19 protein-coding genes are annotated in these 16,163 nt (G+C 45.7%); 9 read left to right on the forward strand and 10 right to left on the reverse strand.

Annotated features, from left to right (window positions below; genetic code table 11):
- Positions 1–26: 26 nt before the first annotated feature.
- Genes EP13_RS02290 through argC form a run of 3 tightly spaced genes read right to left on the reverse strand, consistent with a single transcriptional unit; the run spans position 27 to position 2,751 of the window.
- Complete coding sequence (locus tag EP13_RS02290) at positions 27–938, reverse strand: ornithine carbamoyltransferase (protein WP_044055803.1); 912 nt, start codon at positions 936–938, stop codon at positions 27–29.
- Positions 935–1,741: an acetylglutamate kinase gene (gene argB / locus EP13_RS02295; protein WP_044055804.1), complete on the reverse strand. Its 807-nt coding sequence runs from the start codon at positions 1,739–1,741 to the stop codon at positions 935–937. Before argB ends, EP13_RS02290 begins: the two co-directional genes overlap by 4 nt.
- Positions 1,738–2,751 carry an N-acetyl-gamma-glutamyl-phosphate reductase gene (gene argC, locus EP13_RS02300; RefSeq protein WP_044055806.1) on the reverse strand — a complete coding sequence of 338 codons (1,014 nt, stop codon included), beginning with the start codon at positions 2,749–2,751 and terminating at the stop codon, positions 1,738–1,740. Before argC ends, argB begins: the two co-directional genes overlap by 4 nt.
- Positions 2,752–3,259: 508 nt before the next feature.
- Here argC and EP13_RS02305 point away from each other — a divergent pair.
- Entirely contained in the window at positions 3,260–3,670 is a 411-nt protein-coding gene (locus EP13_RS02305; protein WP_044055807.1) for a methylglyoxal synthase, read from the forward strand.
- Between the two features lie 75 nt (positions 3,671–3,745).
- Here EP13_RS02305 and EP13_RS02310 read toward each other — a convergent pair whose 3' ends face one another.
- Positions 3,746–4,552 (reverse strand): hypothetical protein, encoded by an 807-nt coding sequence (locus tag EP13_RS02310; protein ID WP_052364247.1) that lies wholly within the window; start codon positions 4,550–4,552, stop codon positions 3,746–3,748.
- Positions 4,553–4,713: 161 nt separating this feature from the next.
- Between EP13_RS02310 and EP13_RS02315 the strand changes: the two genes are divergently transcribed.
- The gene (locus tag EP13_RS02315; RefSeq protein ID WP_044058678.1) at positions 4,714–5,463 is read left to right on the forward strand and encodes a flagellar basal body L-ring protein FlgH; all 750 of its coding nucleotides are present in this window, start codon (positions 4,714–4,716) and stop codon (positions 5,461–5,463) included.
- 6 nt (positions 5,464–5,469) lie between these two features.
- Positions 5,470–6,669: a flagellar assembly protein T N-terminal domain-containing protein gene (locus tag EP13_RS02320; RefSeq protein WP_044055808.1), complete on the forward strand. Its 1,200-nt coding sequence runs from the start codon at positions 5,470–5,472 to the stop codon at positions 6,667–6,669.
- Between the two features lie 29 nt (positions 6,670–6,698).
- Here the strand turns inward: EP13_RS02320 and EP13_RS02325 are convergent, their stop codons facing one another.
- Positions 6,699–7,496, reverse strand: a complete 798-nt coding sequence (locus EP13_RS02325; RefSeq protein ID WP_044055809.1) for a Spy/CpxP family protein refolding chaperone — start codon at positions 7,494–7,496, stop codon at positions 6,699–6,701.
- A 288-nt stretch (positions 7,497–7,784) separates the two neighbouring features.
- Here EP13_RS02325 and EP13_RS02330 point away from each other — a divergent pair, with 288 nt between their 5' ends.
- The 5 genes from EP13_RS02330 (at position 7,785) to EP13_RS02350 (ending at position 12,021) form a co-directional block, all read left to right on the forward strand.
- Complete coding sequence (locus EP13_RS02330; RefSeq protein WP_044446062.1) at positions 7,785–8,522, forward strand: response regulator transcription factor; 738 nt, start codon at positions 7,785–7,787, stop codon at positions 8,520–8,522.
- Positions 8,522–9,886 (forward strand): ATP-binding protein, encoded by a 1,365-nt coding sequence (locus EP13_RS02335; protein ID WP_044055811.1) that lies wholly within the window; start codon positions 8,522–8,524, stop codon positions 9,884–9,886. The genes EP13_RS02330 and EP13_RS02335 overlap by 1 nt, the downstream gene beginning before the upstream one ends.
- A 51-nt stretch (positions 9,887–9,937) precedes the next feature.
- The gene (locus tag EP13_RS02340; RefSeq protein WP_044055812.1) at positions 9,938–10,906 is read left to right on the forward strand and encodes an alpha/beta fold hydrolase; all 969 of its coding nucleotides are present in this window, start codon (positions 9,938–9,940) and stop codon (positions 10,904–10,906) included.
- A gap of 109 nt (positions 10,907–11,015) precedes the next feature.
- Positions 11,016–11,480: a tRNA (uridine(34)/cytosine(34)/5-carboxymethylaminomethyluridine(34)-2'-O)-methyltransferase TrmL gene (trmL, locus tag EP13_RS02345; protein ID WP_044055813.1), complete on the forward strand. Its 465-nt coding sequence runs from the start codon at positions 11,016–11,018 to the stop codon at positions 11,478–11,480.
- A gap of 181 nt (positions 11,481–11,661) precedes the next feature.
- Positions 11,662–12,021 (forward strand): DUF6515 family protein, encoded by a 360-nt coding sequence (locus EP13_RS02350; protein WP_044055814.1) that lies wholly within the window; start codon positions 11,662–11,664, stop codon positions 12,019–12,021.
- Between the two features lie 47 nt (positions 12,022–12,068).
- On the opposite strand, the gene gpsA is transcribed toward EP13_RS02350, so the two are convergent.
- From gpsA to EP13_RS02370, 4 genes are all read right to left on the reverse strand, one after another.
- Entirely contained in the window at positions 12,069–13,073 is a 1,005-nt protein-coding gene (gene gpsA / locus EP13_RS02355) for an NAD(P)H-dependent glycerol-3-phosphate dehydrogenase (protein ID WP_044055815.1), read from the reverse strand.
- A gap of 25 nt (positions 13,074–13,098) precedes the next feature.
- The gene (gene secB / locus EP13_RS02360; RefSeq protein ID WP_044055816.1) at positions 13,099–13,605 is read right to left on the reverse strand and encodes a protein-export chaperone SecB; all 507 of its coding nucleotides are present in this window, start codon (positions 13,603–13,605) and stop codon (positions 13,099–13,101) included.
- A gap of 61 nt (positions 13,606–13,666) precedes the next feature.
- Positions 13,667–13,927: a glutaredoxin 3 gene (gene grxC, locus EP13_RS02365; RefSeq protein WP_044055817.1), complete on the reverse strand. Its 261-nt coding sequence runs from the start codon at positions 13,925–13,927 to the stop codon at positions 13,667–13,669.
- A gap of 12 nt (positions 13,928–13,939) precedes the next feature.
- Complete coding sequence (locus tag EP13_RS02370; RefSeq protein WP_044055818.1) at positions 13,940–14,365, reverse strand: rhodanese-like domain-containing protein; 426 nt, start codon at positions 14,363–14,365, stop codon at positions 13,940–13,942.
- Between the two features lie 216 nt (positions 14,366–14,581).
- Here EP13_RS02370 and EP13_RS02375 point away from each other — a divergent pair, with 216 nt between their 5' ends.
- Positions 14,582–15,736, forward strand: coding sequence for a murein hydrolase activator EnvC family protein (locus EP13_RS02375; protein ID WP_081869418.1), 1,155 nt, complete (start codon positions 14,582–14,584; stop codon positions 15,734–15,736).
- 18 nt (positions 15,737–15,754) lie between these two features.
- On the opposite strand, the gene EP13_RS02380 is transcribed toward EP13_RS02375, so the two are convergent.
- Positions 15,755–16,090, reverse strand: coding sequence for a hypothetical protein (locus tag EP13_RS02380; RefSeq protein WP_052364248.1), 336 nt, complete (start codon positions 16,088–16,090; stop codon positions 15,755–15,757).
- Positions 16,091–16,163: the final 73 nt, after the last annotated feature.

The following is a 16,163-nucleotide window of genomic DNA, read 5'->3' on the forward strand; positions in this document are numbered from 1 at the left end:
TTTTAAGCGACTTTTTAGGCGTCTTTTTAAGCGTTAAGTAATTGAGTAAGGATGGCATTTTGGCCATGCATTCTATTTTCGGCTTGTTGCATTAATAGCGACTTGTCGCTGTCAATTAACGAGCCTGTGATTTCTAAATCGCGATGGGCAGGCTGGCAGTGCATCACATAGCTTGCACCTGTGGCCTCCATCAGCGCTTCATTGACCTGATAAGGCATGAATTTTTCTTTGATAACGTCAAGTGGTGTGTCGTCGCCCATTGAAAGCCACGTATCAGCATAGATAACATCTGCGCCGTTTGCAGCACTAAGCTCGGTGCTTTCTACAATAGTTACGCCGGTTTTCTCGGCAATAGCTTTAGCTTGCGCCACAATTTCAGGGCTGGCTTCGTGACCTTCTGGCGTCACAACCACTTGGTTACAACCGAGTAGTGCCCCCACAATTAACAGTGAGTGGGTCACGTTGTTGCCGTCGCCTACGTAGGCCATCGTCAGACCTTCGGTTTTACCGAAGCGTTCAAACATAGTAAGATAGTCGGCAAGACCTTGGCACGGATGATATTTATCGCAAAGTGCATTGACTACAGGCACGTTGGCCGCTTTCGAAAAGGTTTCTAGCGTTGTGTGCGAGAACACACGGGCCACAATAGCATCGGCCCAACACGCGAGGTTGGCCGCAGTATCTACTGCATCTTCACGGCCAGCTAGCTTGCCAGACTGCACGTCGAGATAAACCATGTGGCCGCCAAGCTTGTTAATGCCAATATCAAAACTGACGCGAGTACGCAGAGACGGTTTTTCAAACAGGGCAACGATTGACTTACCCGCAAGCACATTGCTGTAGCTAGCTGGGGCTTGTTTAATTTCTACTGCTAATTGCAGCAAGTTTTGCATTGCTTCTGGTGTCCAGTTAGCAAAGGTTAATAAATCCTGTTTCATTCAGTGTCTCCTGCGTCGCCTTCTCTTGGCGCGATCTTTTCGGGAAGAATTTGAGTTCCCGTATTTTTATTTAATATATCAGCAATGTCGGCACTCCAACTTGCGATAAATACGGCGCGCTTCAAGGTTTCAGCAGATTGCAAGGCGGCATCTACCTTAACCTTCATACCATCTGTAATGACGCCATCATCGGCGTATTGTTTAATGCTATTTGCTGTTAACTCAACAATGAGTGCCTTGTTTGCATCTAAAACGCCGTCGACGTTAGATAATAGTAAAAGCTCCCCATCAAGGAGTTCTGCGATGACGGTGGCCGCTTGATCGGCGTTCACATTTAACAAACGCCCCTGTGGGCTTGAACCAATGGAGCTAATGACAGGCAAGACGCCTTGCGCCAATACATTTTTCAAAAACGTAGATTCAGCCGTTGCTGGCACCCCCACCGCACCGTATTTTTCCGCGAGGGGTTCACACACTACCATATTTCCGTCTAATAGCGACAACCCTACCGGTGTTACACCTGTGGCGAGCGCAGCAGCGCAAAGCTGTTTATTGGCGGCACCCGCCAGTGCGCCACAAATATAAGGCATATGATCGTCAGGCGTCACCCGTAGGCCATCAATTTTCGTGCTTTGAAGCCCTAAGCTCGCCATCAGTGTTTCAACTAACGGGCCACCACCATGAACAACCACAACAGGACGGGTGGCTTTTACGTCTTTAATGCTTAGGAATAAGCGGGTCATTGCGGCTGCATCATCGAGTAATGCGCCACCCACTTTTATAACAATAGGGGAACGGTTCATAGTACTAATCCCGTTTCAACTGGCTGTTTAGTCATGATATTGAGGCACTGGATGGCTTGTGATGCTGCCCCTTTCATGACGTTGTCTATGGCGGCTGTTACCACCGCATAACCAGAGGCTTCATCAAGTTTCCAATGAAGATCGACAAAAGGTGTATGTGCCACATCATCAATTTTTGGGAAGCTATCGCGCAGCCTCACAATGGGTTTGCCGTTATAAGCGTCTTGGTACACGGCATCAAGTTGGCTTTGCGACACATTAGGCGCAAGCTTGACTGTAATTGTGGCAAGAATACCCCGTTTGAAATTGCCTAAATGCGGCGTAAAAATAACAGGTGTGCCAAGATAGGCTTCTATTTCAGGGGTGTGACGATGGCCTAATACGCCGTAAGCATGCAAGCTGACTTCAAAGAAACTTGTGGTTAGGCTTGCTTTTCTACCTGCGCCAGAAACTCCAGACACTGCGTTTATCACCGGGCGTACATTTGCATCGAGAAGTCCATTTTCGGCTAAGGGTTTTAATGCGGTTAGGCTAGCGGTGGGATAACAACCCGGCACCGCAATAACACTGGCATTGGCAATTTTGTCTTCGTGCCATTCTGCTAAGCCGTAGACTGATACATCAAGGCTGTTTTTTTGTGTATGGGCGAAACCGTAAAATTGCTCGAATACCGCCGTGTCTTTTAGTCTGAATGCGCCGGATAAATCAAGTACCTTCGCACGCCCTGAAGATAGGGTGGGCATCCAGTCGTGACTTGCCTCATGAGGTGTGGCGAGAAAAATAAAGTCTACCTGCGAGGTAAGTGCGACTAATATCTCGTTAGAAATTGGGGTTAAGGTGGCATCAACGTGGGCTAAGTTTCCATGCAGGGCACCTATGTTCTTGCCTGCGTCAGCACTATTTTCCGACACATAAGTGCCGGCAAGCGTAAGGCTTGGGTGCTGCTGAACTAATTGAACGAGTTGTGCTCCGGTGTAACCACTGGCACCAATAATTGCAACTTTGTACATAATTAACTATTCAATGAAAGAGGGAAAAAAATCACTTTTTACCTTTGTAAACTGGTTTGGCGTATGTCCATGCCTAACCGCGACCACATTACAAAGGTAAAAAGTGTGCTACCGCAAAAGCAAACCTGCAAGCATGCATCGTCGCAGGCTCTGCAATGTGTAGCCAGCCAGGGGAGAGGTAAACTCTGTGACGTTCAAAGCCATGATGCTGTGAACGCGAGTTGGTTGTGTCATCGTTGTATCCTGTTTCTGTATCAACCCAATCTGGGGTAGATGCCTTAACCGCTGACTAGTTTACTAAAAAAGAATATTTATGCAATATTAATGTATAAATATTTTTATTTGTTTTTCCTGGTCGCACCACTTTTATTTTCTACATTCTAACAAACTGCCGATGACAGTTAGTTGACAATAAAAGGTATAAAACTGAATATTTATACTGGTTGTCGTAATTCGCTTAGCGGTTTGCTATAAATTAGCCAAGGTTTCTGAAAGGAAGAATAATAAGATGAGTAAACTAACCGTGGCGCTGGTCGCTCACGATCATAAAAAACCAGAGTTATTAGTATGGGTTAAGCAGCATATAAAAATACTAGAGCAATGTAATCTTGTTGCCACTGGCACAACAGGCGGTTTAATTAACAAGGAAACCGGCCTTGAAGTGACCCGCTATAAAAGTGGCCCACTTGGGGGCGATCAGCAAATAGGCGCTCTTATTGCTGAAAATAAATTGGATGCGCTTTTTTTCTTTTGGGATCCGTTAAACGCCGCTCCTCACGACCCTGACGTTAAAGCTTTACTTCGATTATGTTCAGTGTGGAATGTACCAGTAGCTTGTACGCCCGCTACGGCTGATTTAGTGGTGACTTCACCTTGGTTTTTATCTTCAGAATATAAGCCAATCAAACCCACGTTTTAATCGCGTCACCTAGGTAGCCGAGTCACAAAAAGCGATGATCACATCGCTTTTTGTAAGAGATGCCTAGGGCGGCGGTTAGCCACCGATATTTCTTTTCACAAATTGATACGCATCATCACCGGTGGAAGCCAGTTCGGTTTCAGCCACAACCCCGGAAATTTCAGCCTCTGTGCTCGATGAGCCAAAAACTTGCTTGCCTACATCCCACAAATTGGAAGAGATACTTTTACCTGTCATTCCCTCAACAGCTAAATCCGCCACGTTGTATAGCATGCCAGCCATTCCGCCATATAAAAAGCTTCCCGCCAGACTTGCAGCGGCATCAACGTGGCTGGATGTTGTGGCCTCATAAATATCCGACACTATGGGTAAGTGATTCACAATGTTGAGGGTGTCAAAACCGTCATTTAAGTTTAAACCATCTTCCCCGAAAGCGGATGTATATAAGCTATCAAAAATGGCCCCCGCCGAACTTGTATTTTCATCCAGCGCGGTTTCTTCAACAGTGGTATTGGTTGTCGTGCCGCTGTCACTTTCGCTTGATGATGCCATAGCGGCACTGGTTAACCCTGAAAATACATTATTTTGTAATGCACTTAATAGGGAGTTTTGCATCGTGCCAATGGCGTCATCTGAGGTTAGCGCAGATAACATGCCTGTACTTAAGCTTGGTTCTGCGTCATCTGACGTACTGGTGTCCTCTTCATCAGAGGAGGTCGGCAACTGTGAAAGCAAAGCGGCAAACATAGACGGCAAACCTTGGCTATCATTTGCCGCTTTATCGGTTTGAGTAGACTCAGTTTGCGTTGCATTTACGCTGGTCGACGGTATTGATGAAAGCAATGAATTAATGCTTCCTTGTGTTGACATTTCTAAGGCCATAACATCCCCTTACCCGCAGGCATCTCATTGTTTTGTAAAGGTTTTGCAAATTTAATCAGTCGGCTATTTCGCGCTATAAATTATTGGTTAAACTTGCTCCCGTTCAACGGTCATGGATGGCACCTAAACTTGGTTTTAATCTCTTAATGTCAGAAAGAACTATGAAAAAACGATGCCATATATTCTCTATTTGCTTCATCTTTACATTGGGCGGGTGCGCACAAACGGTATCGGAAGAAGAGGCTGTGGTGGCCAGCAGCCCGACCAATCCACAAGTGGTGCAGCGAGCCGTTACGCAAACAGAAGAAGAGCCTAGGCCGGGGCACCCAGATTATACGCCTGTTCGTTCCTACCCAGTGGAAGATGTGCGCCTGCCTAGCGGTTCTTTGTTTAATCCCGATCTCGCTATGGGATTGTATGAACGCCACACCCATTACAAGGTGGGCGATATGATTCTCGTTAAGCTTGATGAAGAGACATCATCTGAAAAGTCGCTAGATTTCAATACCGATAAAGACAGCAGCTTTGATATAGACCCGTTGACGTTAAAGGTGGGGGGGATCCAAATTGAAGGTGATGATTTTACAGTAGAGCATGCACAAGACAGCGAGTTTAATAGCTCAGCACAAACTAAGCAATCTAACTCAATGCAAGGGAGTATCACTGTGTATGTTACGGGTATTACCCCTGCGGGCAATTTGCTGGTGACCGGTGAAAAATGGATAACCATGAATCGAGGTAAAGAATACATACGCTTTTCTGGTGAAGTGCGAAAAGAGGACGTTGATGAAAGTAACTCGGTACTGTCTTCAAAAGTAGGTAATGCGCTAATTGAATACAGCGGTACGGGAGAATTACAAGATACGCAGAAGCGCTCGGTGATAGACAAGCTCTTTGCGATCTTCGGTTAACGCACAATGGCATCTTTATTTCGATGTACACTACGCCTCTTGCTGGTATTAGCTTGTTGCCCTTTTGCGGCTTACGGAGAATGGGTGCAAGGTGAGGCTAGCTTAAACTTTACAGGTGCTGATCTTGCGTCTGTGCGTGCCACCGTGATTAAAAATGCCATCGCTGACGCCTCTTATAAGAGTGGATCCGTTATTGCCGCTGAAGACGTGCTCATTGACGGTTTGGTACTGAGTAGTAAAGCGGAATTATCTACCGCAGGCAGAATACAGCGCGTAGAAATTTTGAGTGAAACGGTAAAAGATAACGTTCTGACTGTGGTGGTCAATGTAAACTTAACACCACTTTTCGATTGTAAACCACAGCGTTTTCAGAAGCGTTTATTGGTAACCCATTTCGCGCTGCTTGACCCAAGGCAAGCCGCGACTGGGGCTCTTTACAATTTGGGTACTCACATTACACAGCGTTTTGCTCAACAATTTAAAGGGTCGCCGGAGTTTCCGGATGTGATACAAATAGCCGAATCACTGACACAACCTAATATGTGGGCCGCAGATGCATTAAGTGGTGCCGACTTGCAAACCAAAGCCACCTATTTAAGAGACACCTATGGCCAGCAGTTTGCGCTGTTCGGTTATATTAGAGACATTAGCCTGTTTGAACAGGTTTCAGAAAGTGACGCTTTATTCAGTAGCGATGAAGTGGCCTTACGGCGCAATTTCACCCTTCAAGTATTTGTACTCGATACCTTTCGGCAGCGGGTCATCTTCGATGAAAGTTATCACAGCGAAGCCGATTGGCCCTACGATAGCCATTATCGTGTAGATACCAGCAACAGCTTATTTTGGCGCAGCGACTTTGGCCGAATGGTGCTAAACACAGTGAACGCAGCGGTGTCTGATGTTTCTTCTGCTATTGCTTGTGAGCCAACTTTTGCCCGTATCGTGAATATTTACAATCAGCAGTATGTGGTAGATATGGGCGCATCGCATGGCATCACTACTCAGGACAGCTTTCAATTGTACAAACAGCAATCTTTGCCTGTGCTTATGGCTCCGACGAAAAGTGTCATGCTGCCGGTTGAAGAAGGCAGACTGTCTGTCACCCATATAGGGGATGAAGTGAGCATAATTTCTAACGAAGGCATTGAAGGGGCATTGCAATTGTTTGACATCGTAGCTCCTATAGCACGAAAAAGCGCCCAATAGGGCGCTCTATATACGAGAGCGAAGCAGAACTACTCGTTTGGCCGAGGTGGAGCAAAAAGTTCTCTAAGTGAGCGAACTTCTTCTCGGTTCGCGTCTAATTGTTCACGTTGTTGTTGTGTAAATATAGCGAGTCGCATTTGCTGGTGAGTCATTCTGGCTTCTTCTAACGACACCATGTCTTCGTAATAGCGTTGCATAAGCGTATTCCAGGTATCAATAGAAAAGTTATCACTATGCACTAAGGTTAATGATTCCATCATAAAGCGCTGCATTAATTCTCGGTCTAGCTGGCCACTGTCTTTTTGGCTTTCATCTAGCGTTTTCAGCGCTTCTTTTTGCTCGTCAGTCAACATGATACCCATTGCCATAGAAGGCATTCGTTTAGGGCCCTTCATGTTTTTGCCTTTGCGAGACCGAGGCTTATTACTTGATAAGCGCGTCAATCTATCGACTATTTTTGCTTGCTGCTCTTCGTTAAGGCTTTCGAAAACCTGATGACGAAATGTCGCGAGCGCAAACCCGTGTTCATGACGCGTTTTTACCCGCTCTTCAGCCCAGTTGCGTATTGTTTCAGCTGAGGCCTCAGCAAGGGTCTCGCTATCGATCATTTTCGGTCTATCAGGTTTTTCCTGAGCCTCACGAAAACCCTCAAATAGGGCTTTTATTTGTGCCTTCTGCGTTGAATTAAGCGATAGGCCGCGTAGGGAATTAATCCATTCCTCAACCTGCATATGCGCTCCTTGATGCGAAGGTTGAGGGTTTGCATACGTGTTTTGGCTTAAGGCAAGGGTGCCTGCTAACACGGATGCAATCACAATCATCTTCATGCTCGTCTCCTTTTGATATTGACGAGTAAATAGTAGCGTGAAGTCGTGTTAACGCCGTCAAGTCACTGTAAAGCTTGTGTAAAGGTTGAACCCGATAAAGATTCCGGTGGTCGAAGGCTTTATAGTAGCGCTAATTACTGTATTAACCTTAAAGAAAGCCCGAATATGCGCGACTAATAAGCAATAAAAGTATCCAACGGGCGTATCTTTACTACTTTATATCGATAAGCCTGCAAAGCATATTTTGTGTATTGCCAGCTCGGTGTAACATATCAGAGTAAATAACCAATGAACCAAGTAATAGTAGAGTCAAAGACCATGGATTCAGAAATCCACTTACAGTCTATCTTAATCATTGATGATGATACTGAATTAACCGATATGCTTGCCACTTACCTTGGTACTTCTGGGTATAAGGTGAAAGTATGTAATGATGGTCAGTCGGGGTTAGCGGAAGCGACCTCCGGCGGCCATTATGATCTCATTTTGCTTGATGTCATGATGCCCATGATGGATGGATTTGACGTACTCAAGAAACTACGTGTTAGTCATGCTACCCCAGTACTTATGTTAACGGCGAGAGGGGATGATTACGACCGCATTTTAGGGCTTGAACTGGGTGCAGATGATTACCTACCTAAACCCTTTAATCACCGAGAGCTCGTTGCCCGCATTAAAGCGATTTTTCGCCGTTTGGCGCTAAACAGTAACGGCGGTACCATAGAACAAGATTTATTAGTAAATGATATCTTCTTAAGCCCAAGTAGTCAGCTGGCCAAAATCGAAAACACGGAAATGGCGCTGACCAGTACCGAGTTTTCAACCCTTCGACTGCTTATGCTAAATGCGGGTAACCGCGTGACGAAAGAAGAGATTAGTTTGAAAGTGTTGGGCAAACCCCTCCAGGCTTTTGACCGCAGTATTGATATGCACGTGAGTAACCTCCGTAAAAAAATGGCGAAAGTTACCGCACAAGAGAAAATTAAGACCATCCGTGGGGTGGGTTATATGTTGATGCCTAATTAATGAAATTTTTACGCCGTATTAATCCTACTCGCGCCATTATGGGGCGCTTATTCTTCTGGTTTTGGGCGACGTTTATTGTCACAGCAGTGTTGGCAGTATGGGGGAGTCGATTATTATTTGAAGATTTACAGGTTAACGCGGCGTTACCTGAAGAACTTGCTGATTTGGAGCAAGTGGCTGAACGCATTAGTAGCCCAAGAGCTGCGAGAGGGCCACTTATGATGGCGCTTGAGCGAAATTCACGTCCCTTCCATGGGCGTGCTATTGCGGTTGACTTGGATACAAAGCGTTTTGTTTCTCCTGGCGGCCCGCCTTTGCGAGAGAAGGAAAGAACAGACATTTTGCGGATTGTCGATCAACAGGTGCCTATTTCACTTGTGCGTGGTGCTTTTCGTGTGGTTGGCCCTATGCAATTTGAGCGAGGCGACAAGCGTTATGCATTGTTTTTACTGCGCTTTGAAGGGCCCTCGGGCAATAGCATGCCGTTTTTCTTGATTTTATTTATCGCTATTGCCACTACGTCTTTGCTGTCCTGGCTTTTTGCAAAATCCCTGACTCGTCCTATTTTGCGCATCCAAAAGTCCGCGCGCTCCCTTGCGGCGGGAGAATGGCAAAGTCGTGTAGAAAATGCCGATTCTCGACAAGATGAATTGGGGCAATTAGCCCGCGATTTTAATAAAATGGCGAATCAGCTAAATAGTATGTGGACGGGGCAAAAACGACTTTTAGCCGATATTTCACATGAATTGCGTTCACCTTTGGCGCGCTTACAAATGGCACTGGGTTTAGCTCATCAACAAAATGTCGATCCTGCCAGTCTTGTTCGTATAGAGCGCGAAGCTGAACGTATGGAAACCTTAGTCGCGCAATTACTTGCCCTTAGCAAAGCGGAAGCAGGAATGCATGACTTCTCTTCTTTCACTCTTTCTTTACTGTTGAAAGACGTATTTACCGACGGACAGTTCGAGGCTGCCAATAGCAATAAAATGCTCGATATTGAGCCTATCCCAAAACTTACGGTAACGGCAGATCAAACCATGTTATGCCGAGCGGTGGAGAATGTATTACGCAACGCGCTTAGGCATGCAAACTACCTTGTAGAAGTGAGTTTTGCTGTTACTGATAAACAGTGGTCTATTATCATTAGTGACGATGGAAGTGGATTATCAAAAGAAGAGTGTAAACGTATTTTTGCGCCCTTTTATCGCGCATCATTGGCAAGAGAAAGGGAGTCTGGCGGTGTTGGTCTTGGTCTGTCCATTGCAAAAGCGTCTGTAGAGTTGCATGATGGCACCATTCAAGCCGAGCCAGGTGAGAAGCATGGTCTAGTGGTAACCTTGTCGTTCCCGAAAAAAACCGGTTAGTTTCTTTATCTAAACACCTGCTCATAGCGTTTATTTTTGTAGGATGTGTTGATGGATTGGAAATTTACGTCGGAAAAGGATCTAGCAAATACCTTTAACAATACCATAGATCCATTTTGGGAAGAGCAGGTGTCTCGCGGGCATTTTGCTGGCAAAGGTGACGTTGATGTTCACTATGCGTGGTGTATTCCAGACACGCCTCGCTCAACCATTGTTATCAGTTCTGGCCGTATCGAATCTTATCTGAAGTACAAAGAGTTGGTATTCGACTTGTACCAGAATGGCTTCGCTGTATTTATTCTCGATCACAGAGGCCAAGGGTTGTCGGGGCGTATGACACACGACCCTCAGCATGGTTACGTCGCGCATTTTGACGATTACGTAGATGACTTGGTTTATTTCACCCAAAATATTGTCGTCCCTAAACAGCAAGGTCGCTTACAGTTGCTTTGCCACTCTATGGGCGGGGCAATTGGTGCATTGACGCTGTTGCGCTTACCCACCTTATTTTCTAAAGCCGTACTGGCTTCTCCTATGTTTGGAATAAAGCCTGCACTGCCCAATTGGCTTGCTAATAGCCTTATTACTGCTGGGCTTGCCGTTAACAAGCTTAGGAAGCAACAGTCTGGGTATTTTTTTGGTCAAACGCCTTATATTGCATACCCATATTCATTAAATAAACTCACTCACAGTAAAACACGTTATGGGCTGTTTCGTGCACTGTATGATGAGGAGCGTCGCATTCAACTTGGTGGCGTCACAACTGAATGGTTGTGCGCAGCACATGGGGCAATGAATACCATAGAAAAAAGCGCCGGGGCAATTACCACCCCTTCATTAGTACTCAGTGCAGATAATGACGCTATTATCGACAATAAACGCCAGCGGCGAGTGGTTGGGCAAATGCCGAATGCACGGCTGGTGGTGATAGAAAAAGCGTATCATGAAATCTTTACTGAATCTGATGACTTACGGGAAGAGGCGATGACAAAGGTGCTGGATTTTCTCGCCGCAACTTAGCGTTTTAATCTCTTGCTCAGTCACTACTTTAAATTTAAGCTGCCCCCGTTTTGGGAGTGAGTACGAACACGCTCACCATCACCTTAATTGACTTAAAAGAAATATCACTATGTTAGACATTGTGCTTTATCAGCCAGAAATCCCGCCGAATACCGGGAACATTATTCGCCTATGTGCAAACAGTGGGTTCAGTTTGCATTTAATTGAACCGTTAGGCTTTGAGTGGGACGACAAGCGTGTGCGCAGAGCAGGGCTAGATTATCATGAATTTGCGCACGTGAAGCGTCATCCTAACCTAGAGGCCTATATCAATGGGGCTAAGCCTAAACGTATATTTGCATGTACAACAAAAGGAAAAGCCTTTCACAGCGATGTGTCATATCAAAAAGGTGACGCGCTTATTTTTGGCCCAGAAACGCGAGGGTTGCCTGATGATTTCATTCAATCGTTACCACCAGAGCAACGGGTTCGCATTCCTATGTTACCGGACAGCCGTAGCATGAACCTATCAAACGCGGTCTCTGTGTTTGTGTATGAAAGCTGGCGTCAATTAGGCTACGATGGAGCACGATGATCCAGTTTGACATTGGTGCATAGCGCTAGTTTGACATAGCGCTATACACCACACGCAAATGCAAAGAATATGTAAAGGCGTGGGCGGTTACCCATGCAGTCAGGTTTGGTTCAGTTTCACCCAGTAATATTGGCCTTGTGTTCGCACCAATGCGAAGTGTTGTAACCCAAGGAGATTGATTATGAAACGTATTACACTGACTTTACTGGCGGGTATTGCACTCCTCACCGCAGGCACCGCTAACGCCCATTCTTCTCATCAAGCCCACTCTGCGACTCATCAGGTGCTTAAAAAAGTCACCACAGTGGTCTCACAGACACTTGCACCATCATCACGTGCAACGGGGGCTAAGGTGAATGTCTTCGTGAACGTATTGCCGAAAAACCACAAGGTAAAGACGGTAGGAAACACCCACTACTATGTGGTGAACAATGTTTACTACAAAAAGAGCGGAAAGCGCTATGTGATGGTTGAGGCGCCGCATGGGGTTAAACACGCCCCAAAAAATAAGAAAGTTGTGGTGGTGAGAGAAAGCCGTTAACGCTACGTATGAGTCATCACAAGCAATAATGAAACAAGAAGCGTAGGTTACGCTTCTTGTTTTAGATCTCGGCCTAACAGCGCTAAAGCCGCTTCTTTTGGCGATTTTCCATGATATAGCACAGCGTAAATTTGCTCACAGATAGGCATTTCAACCCCCACTTTTTGTGACAGTACATGAACTTCTTCTGTATTACGGTACCCTTCAACTACCTGTCCAATTTCTTCAATGGCGACATCGACGCTTTTGCCTTGGCCTAATGCCAAACCAAAACGTCGATTACGAGACTGATTGTCGGTACAGGTGAGTACGAGATCGCCTAGCCCTGCCATACCCATAAAGGTTTCAGGGTTAGCGCCAAGCTTTACGCCTAAGCGAGTCAGTTCTGCCAAACCGCGGGTGATGAGTGCAGTTCTGGCGTTAGCGCCAAAACCTAGTCCATCAGCTAATCCTGCACCAATGGCAATCACGTTTTTCACCGCTCCACCTAATTGCACGCCAGTGAAATCAGAGTTTTTGTACACACGGAATGACTTCGCGCAATGGAGTTTTGCTGCAAACTCGTCACTCAAGGTATCATCAGTAGACGATAATGAAATAGCGGTAGGCAAGCCGGCGACCATTTCTTTGGCAAAAGTGGGGCCTGACAATACGGCCAGAGGATAATCTGTACCCAGTGTTTCTTCTGCTACATCGCGCAATAAACGGCCCGTTTTAGGTTCCAGCCCCTTGGTTGCCCAAATAATTCGATGGTGTGGCTTTAGCAAAGGCTTTAGGCTTTTTAGCATAGCGCCAAAGGCATGGCTGGGTACCACAACGAGAATGTCTTGGCTGGCCGCAACAACATCGTCTAGATTTGCGTTGAGTTCCAAGCTATCTGGGAATCGTGCACCAGGCAAATACCGAGTGTTTTCGCGGTGGGTGGCCATTTGTGCTATGTGCTTTTCATCCCGGCCCCACAATAGTGTGGGGTTGCCATTTCTGGCAAGACAAAAAGCAAGGGCGGTGCCATACGACCCCGCCCCCAATACTGAAACCGAATTCGACTTCATATCCACGTGCTTCCTGGTCACCTAATTAGGCGTCCATTTTAGGCGCATCGCCTTGTGCTTCTTGCACACGCTTTTGCATGTATGCAGCAAAGATAGCATCAAAGTTTACTGGCGCTAGGTTAAGTGGAGGGAATGTGCCTCGGTTAACCAAGTTAGAAATGGTTTCACGCGCATAAGGGAACAGGAGGTTTGGACAATATGAACCCAACATATGCGCTTTATTCTGATCTGGCATTTCGCCAATGGCAAAAATACCGGCTTGCTGTACTTCACATAAGAACGCGGTTTCTTCACCTAGTGATGCTGTTACCGTCACGGAAAGCACAACCTCAAAAACACTTTCATCGAGCTTGTTGGTGCTAGTGTCAATATCTAGCTTTATCTCAGGCTTCCATTCTTTCGTGAAAATGGCAGGGGCATTTGGAGATTCAAAAGAAATATCTTTTGTGAAAATGCGCTGAATATTAAATTGAGGCGCTTGAGCTTGTTCACCTGCGGCTTGGTTGTCGGTTGTCTGATTTTCGTCAGCCATGGTATTTCCTATTTATTTGTCGTTTTATTTAATCTAGTGCGTTGCTACATGCGCTGACGCGTTACGCTAAACCTAGCATTGGGTTTAGTTTGTTTTGTGCTTCTAAAGCCATTAAATCGTCGCAGCCACCAACGTGTTCGTCATTGATGAAAATTTGCGGAACTGTCCAACCGCCATTCGCCCTTTCTATCATGGTATCGCGTAGCTCAGGCTGAACATCAATAGGGTACTCTTGGAACTCCACACCTTTCTCATTTAAAAGTGCTTTTGCGCGATGACAATAGGGACAGTGGCCCTTTGTGTATAATTCGACTTTGCTCATGAAGTTCACCTATTACTTTGATATTGGTAGACTGGCACTTTGCCAAGCGTTCATGCCGCCTTTAAGTACGCTAACTTTTGAAAAGCCAGCTTTAGACATAGCGTTCGCTGTTCCACGCGCCTGATTTCCCATCGCGCATACTACGATAATGGGTTTATCTTTACTGTTTTCAAGCGTATTAAAATTTTTCTCTCTTAATGCTTCGGGTTTTATCTGCCTTGCGCCAAGAATATGCCCAGCTTTAAACTCTTTCTGTGCACGAATATCTAACACCACAGCATCTTCTTTATTTATCATTAACGTGGCGTCGTGTGTGCTTACCTCTTTGATTGAAGAGGTGAGTGAAGATACATAACTGAATATCAACATAGCCACAAGCGCAACCCACACGCCGGCGAGTACAATATTATTTCCGGCAAACTCGATTACCTGATCCATTACCTCAAACCTTGTCTATAGACCAAAAAAGAGTGCAAAGTATATAGAAAAACTGGCGAGAAACCAGCCTGCTATTTCTTGATGCCCCTTCCTCGCTGAGAGAATATTTTAGATGCTTGATATTACGAATAAATTGCACTGGGATTTGCTACCTCCCTCGGATACACTGATAGCGCGTACTTCTTCTTTATATTTTGGTTTAAGGCTTTTTCTTTAATGAATGAATTTGAGCGCGCGTATAATGTAGGTAAAACCCTATGCATTATTGCGCTTGCGTTGATAAGCGGCCAAGTGTTTGGTCAAGACAATGAGCAAGAAAAGCTCGCAGAACTGCAAGCTGAACTTCGTGCTCGTCAACAGGTGCTCGACAATAGCAAAGCCAGCGCAAAAGAGCTGGCTGATGTGCTTAAAGCTTCTGAACTAGACATTGCAAAAGTGGCTAAAAAACTAACGCAAACCAATGACAATTTACGTCAGCTGCAAGCGGAGCAACAAAGTCTACAGCAAGAACAAAGCTCGCTAAAAGCCGCCATTCGCCAACAGCAATCTTTATTGTCTAGCCAATTGAAAAGCGCATTCATGGCAGGGCATTATGATTACGCAAAAATGATGTTCTACCAAGAAGATGCGAAAACCTTCGAGCGGGTAATCACTTATTATCAATATCTCGCTAAAGCACGCCAATCTGAAATTACTAAATTTAAAGACAATGTTGCGCGCCTTGAAACCGTGACTGTCTCATTAGCTGAAAAAGCGGCCTCTTTGCTTGCGTTACTCGATGAGCAGAAAAACCAACGAGCGGTATTACTCACTCGCCAAAACGACCGTAAAAAGACCCTTGCTAAGCTTAATCAAACCATTGCGAGTGAAAGTGAGCGAATAGCGGCGCTGCAGGAAGACGAAAAAGCCTTAAGGGAGGCGATTGAAGCAGCAAGAATAGCCGCCCAGCGCGCGGCAGAAGCTGCCCAGATATCCTTAGATGGTTTGGCCAAGTTAAAAGGCAAGTTGTCAGCACCCGTGGAGGGAAGGGTACGTAAATTGTTTGGCAATCGTAGGCAAGGGCAAGTCCGTTGGAAAGGGATTATTATCGACGGAGAAGAAGGAGATGCAGTGAAAAGCATTGCTTCTGGTAAAGTACTCTATGCCGATTGGCTACGAGGGTTTGGGTTAGTTGCCATTGTAGATCATGGTGAAGGATATATGAGTGTATATGGTCATAACCAAGCCTTGCTAAAGCAAGCGGGTGACGATGTTCGACGCGGTGAAAATCTCGCCCTAGTGGGGCGCAGCGGTGGGCAGGCGTCGCCAAACTTATATTTTGAAATTCGCCATAAAGGCAAGGCGTTAAATCCCACCGCTTGGTTTAACTAATTGCGTTTTATTCGCGCCTTACGCTGTTACAGAGAACGTCGCCGTATCAGGAAGATTCTGCGCAGTTTGATCTGATGGTGGTGGCGGGGGTGGTTTTCCAAGCCCTGCCAACTCAGCAATATTTTTGCTATCAAAGCCTGCCTCATTCATGACTGAACTTAACGACTTACTTGGGTTTATCCCTGCTTCTTTTAACTGTTCAGCAATTTCTTGAGCGTCACTCTCAGTTAAATTGTCCGCATCGTAAGAGGATAAAATGCTATTTACCGTATCGGTTTGATCGTCGGTTAACGTTGCACCTTCGCTACGAGGTGGCGGGGGAGGCATAGCGCCGCTATTGACTGATGAAATCATAATGTACCCTTTAACACTAAGTGAAGTTTCGACATCAATAGTATCGGCTAAGCGCTGAAAATTTGAGCGCTAC

It is taken from the genome of Alteromonas australica, assembly GCF_000730385.1.
Classification (GTDB): domain Bacteria; phylum Pseudomonadota; class Gammaproteobacteria; order Enterobacterales; family Alteromonadaceae; genus Alteromonas; species Alteromonas australica.